Below are 17,262 nucleotides of genomic sequence, written 5' to 3'. Positions count from 1 at the left end.
ACATGAGTGAAATCCTTGTGCGCTGCCCCTCGTGTGGGGACATGGCGTCTTACCGCACCGACAACCCCTATCGGCCGTTTTGCAGCAAGGGGTGCAAGGCGATTGATTTGGGGGCTTGGGCGAGTGAGCAGTTTCGGGTTGAAGTCAAGCCAACAACGGAAGACTTGCTGGATACGCCCAGGGAGTGAGACGTAATCATCCAGATGGGTTAGCTAATGTCTTGACCATGCGCGCAACTGTTGGCGACTTACAATCACGATAAAAATCAAATCTGGGTGGAGCCAATAGTATGACTGACTTTTTCATGAATACCCCTTCTTGGGTAGTGCCTGCTATTGCAATATTGAGCACCAGTTTTCTAGCATGCATGCTGCTCGTGATGACACAACGCTGGCACGGACACTTGTCTCATGACAGTGATTTGGAGGGCGCACAGAAAATTCATGAGTCTCCCGTTCCAAGGATCGGTGGCGTGGGGTTGCTCGTTGCTCTCGCCATGGGTGGCGCAGTTGGATTTTTGATGAAAGGTCAGACGCACTCAGCGGCAATGATCTTGTTGGCATGCGCATTACCCGTGTTCGCTGCAGGCCTGATTGAAGACTTGACCAAACGCGTGTCTATCCGGATACGGCTGCTGTCTTCTTTTGTATCTGCCGGCATGGCAATTTGGTTGCTTGATGCACGACTCACTAATCTTGACACCCCTATTCTGGATTTTTTAATCCAATACCCAGTAGCTTCCATTCTATTCACCTGCTTCGCAGTAGGAGGAATGACCAATTCCGTTAACATTATTGATGGCTTGAACGGACTGGCTGCGGGCAGCGTATCGCTGATGCTTGCCGGGCTGGCTTCAATCGCATGGCTGCACAGCGACCCGCTGGTTATGAGGCTATGCCTTTGGGGCATAGCAGCGATGGTTGGTTTTTTATTGTTGAACTATCCGTTTGGGCGGATTTTTCTGGGCGATGGCGGGGCTTATCTGGCGGGCTTCTGGGTGGCCGAATGTGGCGTATTGCTACTGGCGCGAAATCCAAATGTTTCCACTTGGGCAGTTTTACTAGCCTGTTTCTATCCAGTATGGGAAACGGTGTACTCAGTGTACCGCCGACGTGTGGTGGCACATGTCGGCAGCGGCTTGCCAGACATGGCACACCTTCATCAGTTGTTATACAAACAATCACAACTCATCGGCGGGAAATACCTAACTCACGCTTGGCTCAACCATGGCTTGGCCACCGCCACGATCTGGGGTTTGGTTGTAGTTTGCCAGGTGGTGGCTGTAGCGGCCAACGAGCAACCCGGACCATTAGTGATTGGCGCGGTTGCTTTTGCAATAATTTATGGTTGGATTTACCAAACATGTCAACCTCAATCCACAAACAAACAAACTGAGCCGATGCAAGCCGGTTAATTTCAACATGAAATTTAATGATTCAACACATGAACTTGTCTGATCTCAGACTGGCCATCATTGGTTTGGGCTATGTAGGATTGCCTCTGGCAGTAGAGTTTGGCCGCATCCGCCAAGTAGTTGGCTTTGATATCAACCAGCGTCGCATAGATGGATTGATTTCTGGGCAAGACTTTACTCTCGAGACCACCTCCGATGAGCTCCGAGCCGCCCATCACCTGAAATACACCACGAACATTGACCAACTGCGTTCATGTAATGTGTTCATCGTGACCGTGCCGACGCCGATTGACGAACATAATCGCCCTGACCTGACCCCATTGTTAAAAGCCAGCGAGACCGTCGGCAAAGTACTCAAGAAGGGCGACATTGTCATCTATGAATCGACGGTATACCCAGGGGCCACCGAGGATGATTGCGTACCTGTCCTGGAGAAGACCTCCGGGTTGAAGTTCAATCATGATTTTTACTGCGGCTACAGCCCTGAGCGCATTAACCCTGGTGACAAGGCACACCGAATCACCAACATTCGCAAAGTCACTTCCGGCTCGACACCCGTCATCGCCGATATCGTGGATGCCTTGTACAACGAAATCATCACCGCGGGCACGCACAAAGCCGAAAGCATCAAAGTGGCGGAAGCCGCCAAGGTGATTGAGAACACGCAACGAGACCTCAATATTGCCTTGATCAACGAGCTCGCACTCATTTTTAACAAAATGGGCATCGACACCGAGGCCGTGCTCAAGGCCGCCGGCAGCAAATGGAACTTCCTGCCCTTCCGACCTGGCCTAGTTGGTGGTCACTGCATCGGCGTCGATCCTTACTACCTGACCCACAAAGCACAGGCCATTGGCTATCACCCAGAAATCATCCTGGCTGGCCGACGGCTGAACGACAGCATGGGCGCCTACGTTGTCTCGCAGTTGATCAAAGCGATGATGAAGCGCCGTATTCAGGTAGAAGACGCACGTGTACTTGTCATGGGGCTCACGTTCAAAGAAAACTGCCCGGACATTCGCAACACTCGCGTGGTTGACATGGTTTCAGAGCTCAAGGAATATCATTGCAAGGTTGACGTCTATGACCCGTGGGCCTCAGTTGAAGAAGCACAACACGAGTACGGCATTACACCCGTCACCGAGTTGCGGCCGGATTTTTATGACGGCATAGTGCTCGCTGTGGCGCATCACCAGTTCAAGAGCATGGGCGCACAGGCTATCCGTCGACTCGGCAAGCCAACGCATGTTCTCTATGACCTCAAGTACTTGTTCACGCCCGATGAAGCTGACCTGCGGCTGTGAACATGAGCGCATACGAAAAACTGAAAGCTCAACTGCTGGTCGAGCCCAGAACCTGGCTCATTACAGGTGTGGCTGGCTTCATTGGCAGCAATCTTTTGGAAACCTTGCTCCTGCTTGACCAGCAAGTTGTTGGACTGGACAACTTTGCAACGGGTGATCAGCGCAACCTGGATGAGGTTCAGGGAGTTGTAAGTGCCCGCCAGTGGCGCAATTTCAAACTCATCAGAGGCGACATCCGAGACCTCACTGATTGCACGCAAGCTTGCCAAGGTGTGGACCACGTCTTGCACCAAGCCGCGCTAGGCAGCGTACCTCGCAGCCTTGAAGATCCCTTGGCAACCAATGCATCCAATATCACCGGGTTCTTGAACATGCTGGTGGCCGCACGCGACGTCAAAGTCAAAAGCTTCACCTACGCTGCCAGCAGCAGCACTTACGGGGATCACCCTGGTCTTCCCAAAATCGAAGATGTGATCGGCGCCCCCCTGAGTCCATATGCCGTGACCAAATATGTTAACGAAATGTACGCTGACGTATTTTCCCGTTGCTATGGTTTTGCATCGATTGGTCTGCGTTATTTCAATGTCTTTGGACCAAGGCAAGACCCTGATGGAGCCTACGCCGCTGTCATCCCGAAATGGACCGCTGCGCTGTTGCAAGGTCAAACGATTTACATCAATGGCGATGGTGAAACCAGTCGAGATTTTTGCTTCGTTGCCAATGCCGTACAAGCCAATTTATTGGCCGCCACAACAGGCAATTCTGAGGCCTTGAATCAGGTTTACAACGTGGCGGTTGGCGACCGCACGTCGCTGAGCGACCTGTTCAGCCTACTCCGCGCGAACTTGGTAAGTGCTGGCGTCAACCAGCAGATCGAACCAATCTACCGCGATTTTCGTGTTGGTGATGTGCTCCACAGCCAAGCAGATATCGGCAAAGCACGAAACCTGTTGCTCTACGCACCTACTCATTCGCTGGCAGAAGGCATAGTCGAAGCCATGCCTTGGTACATTGCACGATGAGTTTCAGCCGCATTGAATTATGAGGCCCTGGGGGAAGGCCGCGCGCACTGCGTTCGTGCGGTGTTGATCAGATCAGGCAACCGGATTTAATTCAACTCAAAATATCTGATGCGAGCCCCTATATCAATTGCCCACTTCGCCAATACGATCATCGGAAAGCCCGGCAATATTGGCGTCAGGACAGCCAAAATTATCAAAATGCATGTTGCTGCTGGTGGCAGTGGATACTGCATATGCCGCGCTGCGGCCGTTCGAGAAATTGGCTACAACTACCTTGACATGGGGTGGATGGGGCATGTTCCGAGGCTATTGAACGCAGCTAACATCTATTTGAACCCACGGTTCGATCATCGCAAATGGGATTTGCGCTTGTTTGCGAGACACAGTGAAAAGCACCTTGATGCTTTACTGCTCAAAAGTGTCGATGTTGCACACCTCTGGGACATTTGCACGGACTCGATGCGCGCCTTGGCAAGGAATCACATTCCGATCGTGCTAGACGTACCAGTGGCGCCATTCAGTTACGTGAACAGACTGCACAAAACGGGACGTGGCGAATGCCTCAACTTCTTCCAAAGACAGATGGACCTGGAGCGCGCAGCCTTCAAGCTCGCGGATATCATCATTGCACCATCCAATTTCGTGGCCGAGGAGTTGATCAGGGATGGCGTGCCAGAGCAGAAAATCCGTGTCATCGCATTCGGCACGTGCATGCCCGAACAGGCATTGCCCACGCCAAGCGGCAAAGAGCAGCTTGACTTCGCCTTTGTGGGCATCATTAATCAACGCAAAGGCATGAATGAACTGATGGCGTGCTGGCGTCAGCCTGCCTTTGCCAAAGACCGCCTGCATCTGTGCGGCCGACTCACCCCGTCAGTGAAAAAACTTCTGCACGATAGCAACCATGCTGGCATCGTCACGCCAGGATTCATTGATCCCTTCCAATACCTGCAGCAATGCGATGTATTTGTGTTCCCTTCTTGGAGTGAGGGTTCGGCCAAGGCTATCTACGAAGCCATGGCGTGCGGCCTACCTGTCATCACGACACACAGCGCCGGATCCATTGTGCGTCACGGAGTGGATGGCTTTGTCATTTCTGCTGGCGATGAAGTGGCGCTTCTCGAGCACATGCTTTGGTTCAAACGCCACCCTGACCAGATCGCAGTCATGGGCCAACAGGCGCGCGAACGCGTTCGCACTTTCACCTGGGACCTTTACGCGCAAAAGGTCATCGATGTCTACGCGGAGGTCTGTCGTTGATTCTGAAATATGTCACCCGAACCCGCATCCCATCCCGCGTGGCTCAATCACAGCAAATATCGGCGATGGCTTTGGCTTTCAGCCAGCAGATAGGCGCCAGTTTCACACTGGCGTCATCCGTTGGAACAGCCCCTCGCCCTTCGTATCACCAAGCGCTCCCCCTGCGTACCATCAGCGACAAAGGACGCTACCTGGCCGCATGCCTGACCGCAGGACGGCATGTGCTGGGAAGCAAAGGACCGATCGTTATTTACACCCGAGATATCTTCGTCGCACTCACGGCAGCCACACTAGGCGGCCAGGCGATCTATGAGGCTCACAAGGAGCCGAAAGGGCGTGCGGCCAGAATATGCACATGGGTGCTGGCCAGGCTGCCGTCAATCCGCTTTGTCTACATCTCTCAGGCACTCAGCAACTTCTACCAGCAACACTACCGAATCCCTGACGGACGTGCGCTGACAGCTCACGACGGCGCATTCCCCGAGGACTATGTCAAGCTAAGACAAACACCGACGCAGGATCTTCGCGAAGAGCTAGGCCTGCCCCAGAACAAAATCCTGATCGTGCACACAGGAAGTCTCTATGAGGGCAGGGGCGCGCACCTTTTCGAACATCTCGCCCGGCACTCACCCGATGTGGTGTTTGTACAAGTGGGGGGTGAGTCCGAGGACATAGATCGTTGGTCCAAGCACTATCAGCAACTAGGGTTGGAAAACATGCTGTTTCGGCCCCGACAAACCGCCGATGCCGTTCGACGCTACCAAGTTTGTGCAGATATCCTGTTTTACATGATCACCAAGGACACCAGCACCTATTGGTGCTGCTCTCCGCTGAAACTGTTTGAGTACATGGCCAGCGGCACGCCCATACTGGGCTCAGCAATTGGTTCAATCTCTGAGGTGCTGGACACCCAAAACTCTTTCGTTTTCGATCCGGAAGATCACACATCCATTCATTCAGCGCTGCAATCCATGCTGACCTTTCCCAAAGAAGCACAGCGCCGTGCCAACGTGGCTTTGCTGCAAATCGAGCAGGAGTATTCCTGGCATATCCGTGCGCGGCGCATCTTGGACTTTGCTGCGGGAAAGCAGGTCACGGCATGAAACGCATTGCTGCGTTCTCGAAGTATCTGGCCTACGAGATGGGCGGCGCAGAGGCCAGCACAAGGGAGTTATTGGCCAAGGCAGCTGGCGAGGGCGCGGCTATCACTGTGATCTCACAGCGCAAGGCCACCTTTCTGGGAAAAACCATGTCGCTGGCAAAAATGCCGGCCGGCTATCAGTTCATTGAGATGGACAACATGGTGAACAGTCCACGCTCAGCCTATCTGGAGTACGCACTCAACGCAGAGCGGTTGCGCACGTATTTCGCGGCGCTGGACTTTGATGAGCTGTGGACATACGGTACGTTGGCGCCTGCGGCTGCCATCGGTTTCGCAGGCCCTGTGCGGTATTACATCCGATCTGAAAGCGATATCGGCATCACAGGGAACTACCAGGTAGGGCTGAAACGATTGATCAAGCACGCGCATAACCTAGCCCAATGGCCTGCCATCCAGCGTTATCGCCAAGACCTCCGACTGGCACTATCACGCTCTACCGTTGTTGCAAATTCCGACTACATGTCAGGGCAGGTCAAACAACGGTTCGGGATCGACTCCCAGGTGAATGTCCCAAGCATAGACATAGTCCCGATCGCACAGGGGCTGCGCCTGCATGGCCGCCGGCCTACCGATGTGGTCTTCGTTGGCGATAGCTCTTGGAAAGGGCTGGACATCGTGCAGGCGCTGGCAAGGCACTTGCCGGAAACTTCGTTCTCGATCTACTCGCGCCTGGTGGCGAACAGCCAAACTGAGCGCAACGTCACCTGGCACGGATGGACCAATGAGCCCTGGCGCATCTACCAGCGCGCCAAGCTGGTGATCGTGCCCTCGCAATGCATCGAAGGCTATGGACGCGTGTCTCGAGAAGCTCGGCTTCTGGGCATTCCCGTGCTCGTATCCGACACAGGTGGGCTTCCAGAGTCAGTCGACCACGACCAAGAATGCATCGTTAAAGACTACAAAAGTCTGCCATCTTGGCTTCATGCAATCCGTGAACGCCTGGCTGCCATGCCAGCATCCACCCCATGAACATCGTCTACGATGCCCGCCATATCACCGCGCCTTACACAGGGCTGGGGCGCTACAGCGGCTCTCTGATTGAGGCGCTGTTGCGCACGCATGACCACCCGTCGATCAATTTGACAGTGCTGCTTCAGAACTCTCTGGACTGGGAGAGCAATCCTTACTTTCCCGCCATCGAGCAGGCCGCCCAGGCTGGCCGCTGTGTCATCAAATACATCGACTGTCCTCCGATTTCAATCCGTCAGCAGGTGGCCGTCTCGCGATGGCTAAACCGGCATCGCCCGGATCACTACTTTTACCCCCACTTCGACGCCCCCTTGTTGACTGGTGTGCGGACAACCTTCGTGGTGCACGATCTCATCCCGCTGAAGATTGACCTCTACATTCAGCGCATGGTGTTCTTGAAAAAAAAATACTTCAAAGAAATTATTCGGCTCAATCTGATGCGACGCAGAACATGCTTCACCGCCTCTCGCGCTACACGCGATGACATGCTCAGCATCTATCCAGCGCGCTATTGTGTCGATATTCATCCCTGCCATCTCGGTGTGTCCCGCAAGGCAAACGAACAGGACCAACAGCCGCTCATCAATGGCGCGTATTTGCTATACGTCGGGGACAGACGCCCCCACAAAAACCTTCGTTACACCATCGATGTCTTTAAGCGACTGGTGAGCGATCATGCCTACGAAGGCAAGCTGGTGATTGTTGGCACACCGGTCAACCATGACTTCGATATCGAGAGATATACCGCAGACTACCCAAACATCTTCATCATGGGCAATGTGACGGACCAAGTCCTGGATCAGCTGTACCGGTTTGCGCAGGCGCTTGTACTCCTGTCGCAATACGAAGGCTTTGGTCTGCCGGTGGTAGAGGCTGGCAAATGGGGGCGAAAGATCGTGGTGTCCGACAGAGGCTCTTTGCCAGAAATAGCCCCGCCTGGTTCTTGTGTCATACCACTGGAGAAAAGCACCTCTGAAGCGGCAAATTTGATGGCAAGCTACCTCGCATCAGATGTCCGCTCCGATAGCGTGTACGTCGAACAGGCTTATGCCTGGGACAACGCAGCCAAAACCATCTTTCCATACGCTTACCAAGCGTAACCTCACTTGAATCATGTGCGGCATTTCCGGTTTCATCAGTCCAGGCAACTTCCATGAAACGGAGATGTCCGATATCTGTAGGCAGATGACTGCGCTCATCCGCCATCGCGGCCCCGATAGCGATGGCATCTGGCTGGCACCCCATTCTGGGGTGGCGTTGGGCCACGCTAGACTGTCCATTCAGGATCTATCGCCTTCAGGGCATCAACCGATGGCCTCGCAGTGCGGCCGATTCGTCATCACCTTCAATGGGGAGATCTACAACCATCTTGACATTCGAGTCGGGCTCCGGCACCGCGAGATGGCCTGGGTCGGCCACTCTGACACCGAAACCCTCGTCGAGGCCATTTCAGCCCTTGGCATGGAACAGACGCTCCAGCAATGCATTGGCATGTTTGCTTTTTGCGTATGGGACCGGGAACAAAATACTTTGACTCTGGCCAGAGACCGTTTCGGAGAAAAACCTCTGTACTACGGCATGTGCGGCGACTCGTTTCTGTTCTCGTCAGAGCTCACGTCATTGCGGGGACATCCTCACTTCGCATCGCGCATTTCACGCACAGCCTTGTCCGACTATTTCAAGCGCGGCTATGTTCCTGCGCCTCAATCGATTTACGAGGGCATATACAAGCTTCCGCCTGGATGCTGCCTGACCTACAAGCCGGCCGACAGGGTACTTGGTACACCTTACAGGTACTGGACCATCGCCCAAGCATCGCACGGCCAGGACGAGGAGGGTGCCACAGCGATCGAAACCATTGATGCCCGCCTGCGATCAGCAGTGCAACGCCAGTTGATCGGCGACGTTCCACTGGGAGCGTTCCTGTCGGGCGGCATAGACTCGACACTGGTCGTGGCCTTGATGCAAAGTCTGTCGCCTAATCCGGTTAACACCTTCACGATCGGCTTTGCACAGTCCAAGTACAACGAGGCGAACCAGGCCAAGCGCATCGCCACATACCTTGGGACACACCACACCGAGCTATACATCAATGAGTCGGAATTGTTGTCCACGATACCCAGGATCGCAGATGTGTATGACGAACCGTTCGCGGATGCCTCTCAGGTTCCCACAGTCCTGCTATGTCAGCTCGCCAAGCAACACGTGACTGTTGCACTCACAGGAGATGGCGCAGACGAACTGTTCGGTGGCTATCGCCGCTACACGGATGGCCCGCTGTTGTGGAGCTTGGCCAGGCGCCTGCCACTTTCGGCACGACGGTGTGTAAGCAGGCTCCTTGAGTCGCTACCTCCGGGCGCATTGAATGCCATGCCTGCCAGGATCAGCGACCTCGCTGAAAAACTTCAAAAGGTCGCACAGCTACTATCGGCCAATTCCCAGGCAAGTCTTTATTCCCAATTGACAACACATCAGACCGGCCGGGAGTCAATCGTGATTGGTGGTTATGCCAGCCCGGATCCTGAGCCGGGGATGATCATGGATTCCATCGCGCAGAACCTGATGCTGCTCGACATCGATTGCTATTTGCCCGACGACATTCTGGTCAAGGTAGACCGCGCAGCAATGTCAGTCGGATTAGAAACACGTGCGCCGTTTCTGGATCACCTTGTGGCTGAGTCAGCTTGGCGTCTACCACTCACTGACAAAATCCAAGGCCGCCGTGGCAAGATGATCCTGCGGCAAGTCATGAGCAAATACGTTCCCGAAGCGTTGATCGCCACCTCCAAGAAAGGCTTCACACCTCCTGTCGGAGAATGGCTCAAGGGCCCACTCAAGGCATGGGCTGCTGATTTGCTGGACAGCGACCTGTTAAGAAGGCAAGGCTTTCTGGTACCTGAATTGGTGCAGCGCCGATGGCAGGAGCATCAGGCCGGGAAGCGTAACTGGACCTACCAGCTATGGGATGTCCTGATGTTTCAATCCTGGCTGGCGCAGCATGAGCGCCAAGCAGGCACCCAAACATCCCGGACCACCCATCCCACACTTGGCAAGCAACCATCCGCTGCATGATGTCCATGTCCATGTCCATGTCCATGCCCGCGCAGGCCCAGGCTGACAGGCCCGAGATAGACGGAATGAGGGCATTGGCCGTCTTGGCGGTGATCACCTACCACATTACCCCCAGCATTCTCCCAGCCAATGACGCCGGAGTATTTCCGCTATACGACGGCTCACATTTTTCCAGCCTCTCTGCCGGGAAAGTGGCCGAGCTCATCGTTGCGGCGATGAACTAAGTAATCATCTTGCTGTTGCATCGACTGATAGTGCAACGACACTTGACTAATATCGACCAGAAAGGATCAGCCGATATGAAGCACCGTGTATATATCCACACCAATCGCAAGCAGATTCTTGGCGCAATGGTGAGCAAGTACACCATCGAACGGTATTCACGCCACCTGGACAAGTTTGATGTGGAAATCCTCGTTGCGGAAGACAACCTGGATATTCAGCGGGTTCTGAATCAGACCATTCTGATCGAGGGCAAGGAGACTGTTTATGCCGCAGAAGATCTGCAATCCTTTACGCTCGCTCGCTTCCTGCCCCCCTCACTGATGGCGTACCAAGGCCGTGCCCTGGTTATCGACCCTGATGTGTTTTCCACCTATGCAGATGTCTGGGACCTGCTAGGCAGTGACATGGGCGAGAACGCCATTCTGATGAAAGAGCATAAACAAGGGCAATGGGCCACGAGTGTCATGCTACTAGACAACGCGAGGTTGACGCATTGGCGTTTCTCAGCGCTGATTAACGATCTTCTATCAAATAAAATTGATTACCGCGATCAGATGACACTGAAAAATGAGAGCGCCTCCATCGGGAATTTGTCGGCGTCTTGGAACAGTTACGACGAACTGTGCTCCGAGACGAAGATGCTGCACAACACCATGCGAATCACTCAACCCTGGAAAACTGGACTGCCAGTGGACTTCAGGCAGAAGAAGATGCGTCCGTTATGGGGTATCGTGCCACGCGAATGGATTCACTACCTGTTAGGACGTAATCCTTACCGCTACAGACAGCATCCTGATCCTCGACAGGTAGCATTCTTTTTCACTCAACTGAAATCAGCGTTGCAGTCAAACGCGATTCCCACCCATATTCTAGAAAATGAAATCGCCTTGAAACATGTCCGCCCCGACGCGTTCAAAGTGCTTCGGAGCATGACATGTTGAGGAGCTTGAAAGAGGCTTGGAGTTTGTTTTCAAAGCGCCCTCGGATTCGCATCTCAAACGTCGACTACAACGCCTATTGGGAAGTAAAACGTGACGGCAATTTTGGAACACTCAACCATTATCAAATCAACCGAATAGAATGGATTGCCGATCGCATTGAGCCTGGTGATACCGTGTTGGACATGGGTTGCGGAGATGGCGCAGCGATAATGGCACTCGCCAAACTCATCAAGATATCTGCACTTGCTGCAGATATAGCTGAAAAGCCATTGGAATTTTTAAATTCCCAAGGCATTCGAGCCATCAAATGTGACCTTCTCAACTTGACGGACGTTGTCCAGTTGCCAGTTTGCGACCATGTATTACTGCTTGAGGTCATCGAACACTTTCGCGATGCTGAGGCATTGATTCAAGCTGCCCTGACCCGCGCAGGAAAAGCGCTCTTCTTCAGCGTCCCGAATACGGGCTACTTCCCTTACAGGCTCAGATTGCTGTCCGGGCGTTTTCCAGCTCAATGGCGAACTCATCCAGGTGAACATCTGAGATTCTGGACGGTCGCAGACATGAAATGGTGGCTGCAGGAGTTAGGACTGGACCAATACTGTGAAATTCACTGCTACCAAGGCTTACCGATTCTTAATAAAATCATGCCAGGATTTTTTGCTGCAGCAATGGTCGTGAGGATTGACAAAAGAAGATTGTCATGAATATATTATTCCTGACCGACAAGACGCGGCAAACAAATGGATATGCCATTGTCGGCGAAAACATCAGGCGAACATTAGAGAACAATTTCAAATGCAATGTGGATTGCTTCTCAACCGATGAGTACTGGCGCATGCGTCCAGGCAAGACAACCCTTCGCTCCACCTTATATGAAAATTATGGCGCTTTGGCGATAGCATGGGATCTTCTCATGCTCATCTGGTACGGCCGAGGCAGCAAGTACGACATCATCCACTGCAATGTAGAGCACTTTGCCGTGGTTGCATGGCTTTACTCCCGAATCCATAAAATTCCATATACATTGACGGCGCATGGCACCTATGGCGTTGTGCTACCCAAAAGATATCGATTATTTGCGAAAGCTTTTCGCGAAGCTTCTCGGGTCATCGCAGTCAGTGCCTTTACCATGCGCCGCATGCACGAGGAAGGCATAAATGCAAACATAGAAGTCATTGGGAATGGTGTAGATAAAAGCAAGTTTTATCCAGATCAATCGGTGCTCAAGCGCCCACAGTTTTTATTCATTGGCAACGACAAACCCAGAAAGGGTTTTTCATTTCTCTACGATGCCCTTTGCCTCATCAAAAAGAAAGGCCTAAAACCGGAACTCATCATTGTTGGATCGTTTGGCCCCACAAAATCCACCGTAGAGTCTCACGCCTTGAAAGATGGCGTCAATATCAGGTTTGCAGGAAAAGTCTCTGAGAAAGAATTGTTGCGGCTCTACCAAGAGTCAATTTTGAATATATTGCCGTCTCGGTCAGAGCCTTTGTATTTCGAGGGGTATGGCTTGATCCATGCAGAAGCCATCGCGGCCGGAACACTCACCCTTGGGTGCAGGAACTCCGGAAACGAAGAGGCTATTCGGCCAGGCAATGGGTGGCTGATAGACCACGGGGATCTTGAGGCCCTGAGTACCAAAATGGAAGAATTGCTTAGCTCAGCATCAAAAACTGATAGCAAACCCACGGGGCCGACGCCCCCTGAATGGCGCGAAGTAACTGCAGCCTACATTGATATATTCACATCAGTAGCGCACAGCTCATCTAAATGAAGTAGAGGCCCGGGGTCAGGCCTCTGCGTCAATGATGCCGTTGCTGAAAGTGTTGACCTTAAAGCCCAACTCCTCCAACACGGCCTTCAGGCCAGGAACATGGTAGTAATCTTTTTGGATTTCCCATTTCTCGTTTAGCTCGAAATGAAGCCGTCCTTGGGGGCGAAGTCTCATTTTGCAATCAGACAGAAAAAACCTCCACTCATCAAGCCCCCAAGGGACATAAGTCCGATTACTCTCATACCTCCCGTCAAACCACGTATTGAACCCTGTAATAAGATCCAGCTGGCTCACTTGCTCTGGAAGTGGCTGGAAAGGCAGAATGGTATGTTTAATCTTATATATTTTGAAAAAATCTGTCATCCTATCAAAGGCCAGATGCCCCTGACTATCAAAATGGTCACTACCCACATCGCGGTCCAAAGCTAGAACGAAATGGCCATTTCGCATGGCGTAGTATGCAAAATAACCTGCCCCACATCCTAGATCGGCAATGGCCAATGCTTTATCAGGAAGTTGAAGGGCGTGAAATCTCTTGATATTGAAGGGCAAAAAGTGCGGCAGATTGAGGTATTTTTTTGCCCCGCCTATTTTTTGCTCGCCGTTCAATGTGCGATATACAGTTTCTGCTGAAGCGCATTCCCAGTATATTTTATTCCACTCAGCCAAATCAAGTTGCGACATGATTTCCCGCGTTTCTTTCAGGGCAAATCTATCGGACGGCGAAATCAAAAGTCGCAATTTATTTTTCAGATCTCTCATGCGCTGGCCAATTCCATGTAATTGAATAATATTTAATACAGACCATATAAATCCCCCGCCAGATGCAAGGCAATCACAGTTGTGCCGAGAGTCATCAAACAACGTGTTGCGAAACCAGGGCTGCCAGGGGATCACGCCCGCCCCGGTTACTCAAGCGTCGGCACCAGAGCCACAAACCCATGAAAGTGCCTCCCATGATCAGGCCCGCGACAAACTTAATCGCGTAAACCTCTTCGTAAAACCAAGACACCTTGTAAGGCACCGCCTTGGCAATACCCTGGCCCACGTAAAAAAACAATCCACTTGGGAGGTACCCATATTTGTCATAGACAAGCTTAACCGGGTCAGCAGCATGAAAAAGCTGCTCCACAGTCAATGCCTGATCATTGAGCAGCGAAGTCAAATAAGGCGTAGATGCATACGAATCCATCATTCGCCACGCATCTGATTGCTTATCATAATATTCAAAAAGCACGTGGCTGGTCGCTTTGTTTTTGTAAAAATAAATCCGACGAGCATCGATACCCTCAGCCTTCAAAACCTTGATGGCAAGCCTGGCCAGTTCGCCACACAGAGCAGGCGAGCCTTGAATGGTACTCAGCGCAGATTGTCGCAGGAAGGTGCGCGTCGCCATCCAGGCATGTCGTTGTTCATCGCTTTTCGGAGTCAGGATGTAATGCGTCAGCAGATAGTCACGGATGCGACTTACGCGAGTGTGCAGACTTGAATGGGGAGGCACCACTTGCGCAGCTTGTTTTGCCACCTCGGCCAAGACTGCCCGCTCTATAAGATCCATCCGCAGAGAATTAGCCGCGTAAAGAAAGCAAAGCGCCGAACTCAACAAGCATATTTTCTTCAAAATATTCAGCAACGTTACAACCTCTTCAAATCAGGCGCATGAAATTCATGTTCTTGGATAGTGACAACACCCCCAGCCCCAATACGGTAACAATCAAAAAATCAAGTTTACCCTCACGAGCCTGCTGCGAACGCGCAAGGGCCATGGCCGCCAGCAGTATGGCCAGAAAATGTACTCGTGCAACAATGGGAACCAGTGACATGAACAACAAGCCGACACCATTTGCCACCAAAGCACCCTTGATGAGCCACTGACCAATTTCATCGAGCTTGCGGTACAAGCAAGCACCGCAAGCCACTAGTCCCGAGCAGTAAATCCAAAGTGAACACCGAAGCCAAGCGCCGCCCTGAATCGAGTCGAACAAGTACTCATCAATGGCATCGCCCTTCGTAAATAACACCAACTCTGTCAGTTGCTCTCGCGGCCAAGCATACAGTGGCTCTGGATAGATGCCCAGGATCAGGAACAGGCTACCCATGACAAAGAGTGCGATTGAAAATCCCAAAGGCCCCAGGAAACCAAGCAGCAGGATCGCCAAACAGACTGTTCCGATCACCAGGTGCAATGACAGGCTGATCACTGCAACCACGACCGCCCATGCATGCCGGCCTTTGATCCACAGTACATAGGCCCCCACGATGACCGAGATAGCCAAAGCGGCGCGCGTGGAGTTGAAAACAAACTCATGGACTCGCGGATTGAACAGGACCATCAAAAAGAACAATGAGACGCTGGCGCCCAAGGAGCGCGCCGAGATCGCGTTGACCAAGGCCACGGTCATTGGCACAAACAAGATGAATATCCAGGGCTCGGTCGATAAGGTGCTCAAGCACAGCATGATCAATCCAAAGCCCTTGTCCATGTGCTCATACAGTCGGACCTCAGCCAACCTCAGCCAACTTTGATAAGAAGCGTAATCCTGATACTGAGTGGCATCCACGCATGCATAGATCAACACGAAGGCAGCACACGAGATCAACGCCGACAGCAGACGAACTTCGCTGGATCCTCTGAAACCCAATGCAAGGGTGGCAGATGCGAAACTCAGACCGACATAGGCCTTTAAAGGCGTGATCGCCAGGACGCTCAGGATTGACATGCCGTGTGCCCGGTGTGTAGAACTGCAGCGTCAAGCACAAACCCTTGATCAGACAACTCTTGCTGGGCAACGCGGGGCTGGAAAGGCTCAATGGCGAGTTTCAGCGTCGGCCAGTCTGAAGGGGGTGAGTGCGAAGGAGAGGCCGCCAACGCCTCCAGTTGAGCAAACATCTGTTCGGGAGAACCACATGGGAAGACCACCCCATCCTCGCCAAGATCCCTCGCGTAATCAAAACTGGTTATGACCGCCACAGGCGCCACACCCAGCATGGCGGCCTCCAGCAATGCGGTGGAATGGCAACCGATGACCGCATCCACATGGTGATGGGCCAATGATTGCAGAAAGCTCACCTGACCATCGTGTGGAAAAGCAGACAAATACCAATCAGGAAAACTTGCATGCGCCGCGGCAGCTCGAGGCTTTGGTCTGAAAAGCACCTTCACGTGACTCATGCCTTTCAGCTTCTCGATGTACGGACGAATTTCACTCAAGGGGACACCGTCCTCATCCAACCAGAGTACACGCAGCACATTGTCGGGCAATGCTTCACGAGCAGGGATGAACAAAGCATCCCGAATCAGGCCGCATACCACCACTTTGCCGGGGTAGCGTTCACCCCACATGGAGGCTATTTTTGCGCCAAAGTATGGACTCCACACTAGGTAGACATCAAAAGGCGATGCCACCAACCCCACATGGTAAACATTGAATTTGCCATGCATGTATCCCGTCGTCGGAATACCTAGCGCCCGTGCTGCGTGGCAATACACCCCGACATTCCTTGGGTCGTCCAACAAGAGCAGACGGCGCATGCCAAGAAACGACAACAAGGCCCTGATGACCAAAAAGTACACCTTGCCATACAGCGCCTGCTGTTGAAGCATGGCCACAAGCTCACCTTCGGGCTTTTTTCTCCACCAGCTTCCCGTGGCGCCAAACCAAAACGGCCATAGAACGCGCACAAGGGCTTCTGGGTACAAAGCCATGGACTTGGACCGCAATGACCTGACGCTGGCCCACGCATCACCGTAGTGATAGAGCTCGACCACACTGCCCGGCCGCAGCACTCTTCGGAAGAAGGCAGACCTGTGATCCAGCCTCCCCTGGATCATCAGATCAACGCAAAAATGCCCGCTTGCACCACATGCCCTGGCGCGAATTAGCACAGCACACCCGAGTGTCCAAACTGCCAAAATCAGATGTGCCACGTACTGATATGCACTGCGAACTATCCAATTCAGTGGACTACTCTTCGTGCTAGGAGCTTGGCTTTGCCGGATGCATCCAAATATTTGATGCGCCCGCAGAGGCGCAAAGGGATCACCACTGCTCGCCATCAATTTTTTGAAGCGCTTAAAACTTTCGGCATAACTTGGTTCAGTCGAGAACATCA

The 17,262-nt window shown here is 52.7% G+C and carries 17 protein-coding genes; 13 read left to right on the top strand and 4 right to left on the bottom strand.

All coding sequences use genetic code 11. The annotated features are described in order from the left end of the window. The first annotated feature begins 2 nt into the window (after nucleotides 1–2). The 13 genes from PSV38_RS09045 to PSV38_RS08985 all read left to right on the top strand — a co-directional run bounded on the left by PSV38_RS09045 (nucleotide 3) and on the right by PSV38_RS08985 (nucleotide 13,149). Nucleotides 3–188 carry a DNA gyrase inhibitor YacG gene (locus tag PSV38_RS09045; RefSeq protein WP_300546733.1) on the top strand — a complete coding sequence of 62 codons (186 nt, stop codon included), beginning with the start codon at nucleotides 3–5 and terminating at the stop codon, nucleotides 186–188. Between the two features lie 101 nt (nucleotides 189–289). Continuing rightward, the gene (locus tag PSV38_RS09040; RefSeq protein ID WP_300546732.1) at nucleotides 290–1,414 is read left to right on the top strand and encodes a glycosyltransferase; all 1,125 of its coding nucleotides are present in this window, start codon (nucleotides 290–292) and stop codon (nucleotides 1,412–1,414) included. Nucleotides 1,415–1,443: 29 nt separating this feature from the next. Further along, nucleotides 1,444–2,718 (top strand): Vi polysaccharide biosynthesis UDP-N-acetylglucosamine C-6 dehydrogenase TviB, encoded by a 1,275-nt coding sequence (tviB, locus tag PSV38_RS09035; RefSeq protein ID WP_300546730.1) that lies wholly within the window; start codon nucleotides 1,444–1,446, stop codon nucleotides 2,716–2,718. Nucleotides 2,719–2,720: 2 nt separating this feature from the next. Then, a complete protein-coding gene (locus PSV38_RS09030) occupies nucleotides 2,721–3,740 on the top strand; it encodes an NAD-dependent epimerase/dehydratase family protein (protein ID WP_300546728.1) in 1,020 nt (339 codons plus the stop codon). Between the two features lie 108 nt (nucleotides 3,741–3,848). Then, nucleotides 3,849–5,000 carry a glycosyltransferase family 4 protein gene (locus tag PSV38_RS09025; protein WP_300546726.1) on the top strand — a complete coding sequence of 384 codons (1,152 nt, stop codon included), beginning with the start codon at nucleotides 3,849–3,851 and terminating at the stop codon, nucleotides 4,998–5,000. Next, nucleotides 4,997–6,103: a glycosyltransferase gene (locus PSV38_RS09020; protein ID WP_300546724.1), complete on the top strand. Its 1,107-nt coding sequence runs from the start codon at nucleotides 4,997–4,999 to the stop codon at nucleotides 6,101–6,103. Before PSV38_RS09025 ends, PSV38_RS09020 begins: the two co-directional genes overlap by 4 nt. Next, nucleotides 6,100–7,131: a glycosyltransferase family 4 protein gene (locus PSV38_RS09015; protein WP_300546722.1), complete on the top strand. Its 1,032-nt coding sequence runs from the start codon at nucleotides 6,100–6,102 to the stop codon at nucleotides 7,129–7,131. Before PSV38_RS09020 ends, PSV38_RS09015 begins: the two co-directional genes overlap by 4 nt. Next, nucleotides 7,128–8,231, top strand: a complete 1,104-nt coding sequence (locus tag PSV38_RS09010) for a glycosyltransferase family 1 protein (RefSeq protein ID WP_300546720.1) — start codon at nucleotides 7,128–7,130, stop codon at nucleotides 8,229–8,231. The genes PSV38_RS09015 and PSV38_RS09010 overlap by 4 nt, the downstream gene beginning before the upstream one ends. Before the next feature lie 13 nt (nucleotides 8,232–8,244). Then, complete coding sequence (gene asnB, locus PSV38_RS09005) at nucleotides 8,245–10,203, top strand: asparagine synthase (glutamine-hydrolyzing) (protein ID WP_300546717.1); 1,959 nt, start codon at nucleotides 8,245–8,247, stop codon at nucleotides 10,201–10,203. 5 nt (nucleotides 10,204–10,208) lie between these two features. After that, on the top strand, nucleotides 10,209–10,427 hold the full coding sequence (locus PSV38_RS09000; RefSeq protein ID WP_300546716.1) for a hypothetical protein: 219 nt from the start codon (nucleotides 10,209–10,211) through the stop codon (nucleotides 10,425–10,427). A 42-nt stretch (nucleotides 10,428–10,469) separates the two neighbouring features. After that, nucleotides 10,470–11,369: a hypothetical protein gene (locus tag PSV38_RS08995; RefSeq protein ID WP_300546715.1), complete on the top strand. Its 900-nt coding sequence runs from the start codon at nucleotides 10,470–10,472 to the stop codon at nucleotides 11,367–11,369. Beyond that, entirely contained in the window at nucleotides 11,363–12,076 is a 714-nt protein-coding gene (locus PSV38_RS08990) for a methionine biosynthesis protein MetW (RefSeq protein ID WP_300546713.1), read from the top strand. Before PSV38_RS08995 ends, PSV38_RS08990 begins: the two co-directional genes overlap by 7 nt. Continuing rightward, nucleotides 12,073–13,149, top strand: a complete 1,077-nt coding sequence (locus PSV38_RS08985) for a glycosyltransferase family 4 protein (RefSeq protein ID WP_300546712.1) — start codon at nucleotides 12,073–12,075, stop codon at nucleotides 13,147–13,149. Before PSV38_RS08990 ends, PSV38_RS08985 begins: the two co-directional genes overlap by 4 nt. A 15-nt stretch (nucleotides 13,150–13,164) precedes the next feature. Here the strand turns inward: PSV38_RS08985 and PSV38_RS08980 are convergent, their stop codons facing one another. From PSV38_RS08980 to PSV38_RS08965, 4 genes are all read right to left on the bottom strand, one after another. Next, entirely contained in the window at nucleotides 13,165–13,911 is a 747-nt protein-coding gene (locus PSV38_RS08980) for a hypothetical protein (protein WP_300546710.1), read from the bottom strand. Nucleotides 13,912–14,005: 94 nt separating this feature from the next. Beyond that, a complete protein-coding gene (locus PSV38_RS08975; RefSeq protein WP_300546708.1) occupies nucleotides 14,006–14,782 on the bottom strand; it encodes a transglutaminase domain-containing protein in 777 nt (258 codons plus the stop codon). Nucleotides 14,783–14,795: 13 nt separating this feature from the next. Beyond that, nucleotides 14,796–15,869 (bottom strand): EpsG family protein, encoded by a 1,074-nt coding sequence (locus PSV38_RS08970; protein ID WP_300546706.1) that lies wholly within the window; start codon nucleotides 15,867–15,869, stop codon nucleotides 14,796–14,798. After that, on the bottom strand, nucleotides 15,857–16,855 hold the full coding sequence (locus PSV38_RS08965) for a hypothetical protein (protein WP_300546704.1): 999 nt from the start codon (nucleotides 16,853–16,855) through the stop codon (nucleotides 15,857–15,859). The genes PSV38_RS08970 and PSV38_RS08965 overlap by 13 nt, the downstream gene beginning before the upstream one ends. Nucleotides 16,856–17,262: the final 407 nt, after the last annotated feature.

Source organism: Aquabacterium sp. (genome assembly GCF_029946005.1).
Taxonomy (GTDB): Bacteria; Pseudomonadota; Gammaproteobacteria; order Burkholderiales; family Burkholderiaceae_C; genus Aquabacterium.
Note: the sequence above shows the minus strand (reverse complement) of the source record. Positions and strands in the feature narration are given on the sequence as shown.

Excerpts from the sequence above, each read along its gene's own strand:
- PSV38_RS09045 (WP_300546733.1), top strand. The coding sequence starts at position 3 with ATGAGTGAAATCCTTGTGCGCTGCCCCTCGTGTGGGGACATGGCGTCT.
- PSV38_RS09040 (WP_300546732.1), top strand. The coding sequence starts at position 290 with ATGACTGACTTTTTCATGAATACCCCTTCTTGGGTAGTGCCTGCTATT.
- tviB (WP_300546730.1), top strand. The coding sequence starts at position 1,444 with ATGAACTTGTCTGATCTCAGACTGGCCATCATTGGTTTGGGCTATGTA.
- PSV38_RS09030 (WP_300546728.1), top strand. The coding sequence starts at position 2,721 with ATGAGCGCATACGAAAAACTGAAAGCTCAACTGCTGGTCGAGCCCAGA.
- PSV38_RS09025 (WP_300546726.1), top strand. The coding sequence starts at position 3,849 with ATGCGAGCCCCTATATCAATTGCCCACTTCGCCAATACGATCATCGGA.
- PSV38_RS09015 (WP_300546722.1), top strand. The coding sequence starts at position 6,100 with ATGAAACGCATTGCTGCGTTCTCGAAGTATCTGGCCTACGAGATGGGC.
- PSV38_RS09010 (WP_300546720.1), top strand. The coding sequence starts at position 7,128 with ATGAACATCGTCTACGATGCCCGCCATATCACCGCGCCTTACACAGGG.
- asnB (WP_300546717.1), top strand. The coding sequence starts at position 8,245 with ATGTGCGGCATTTCCGGTTTCATCAGTCCAGGCAACTTCCATGAAACG.
- PSV38_RS09000 (WP_300546716.1), top strand. The coding sequence starts at position 10,209 with ATGTCCATGTCCATGTCCATGCCCGCGCAGGCCCAGGCTGACAGGCCC.
- PSV38_RS08990 (WP_300546713.1), top strand. The coding sequence starts at position 11,363 with ATGTTGAGGAGCTTGAAAGAGGCTTGGAGTTTGTTTTCAAAGCGCCCT.
- PSV38_RS08985 (WP_300546712.1), top strand. The coding sequence starts at position 12,073 with ATGAATATATTATTCCTGACCGACAAGACGCGGCAAACAAATGGATAT.
- PSV38_RS08980 (WP_300546710.1), bottom strand. The coding sequence starts at position 13,911 with ATGAGAGATCTGAAAAATAAATTGCGACTTTTGATTTCGCCGTCCGAT.
- PSV38_RS08970 (WP_300546706.1), bottom strand. The coding sequence starts at position 15,869 with ATGTCAATCCTGAGCGTCCTGGCGATCACGCCTTTAAAGGCCTATGTC.
- PSV38_RS08965 (WP_300546704.1), bottom strand. The coding sequence starts at position 16,855 with ATGGCTTTGTACCCAGAAGCCCTTGTGCGCGTTCTATGGCCGTTTTGG.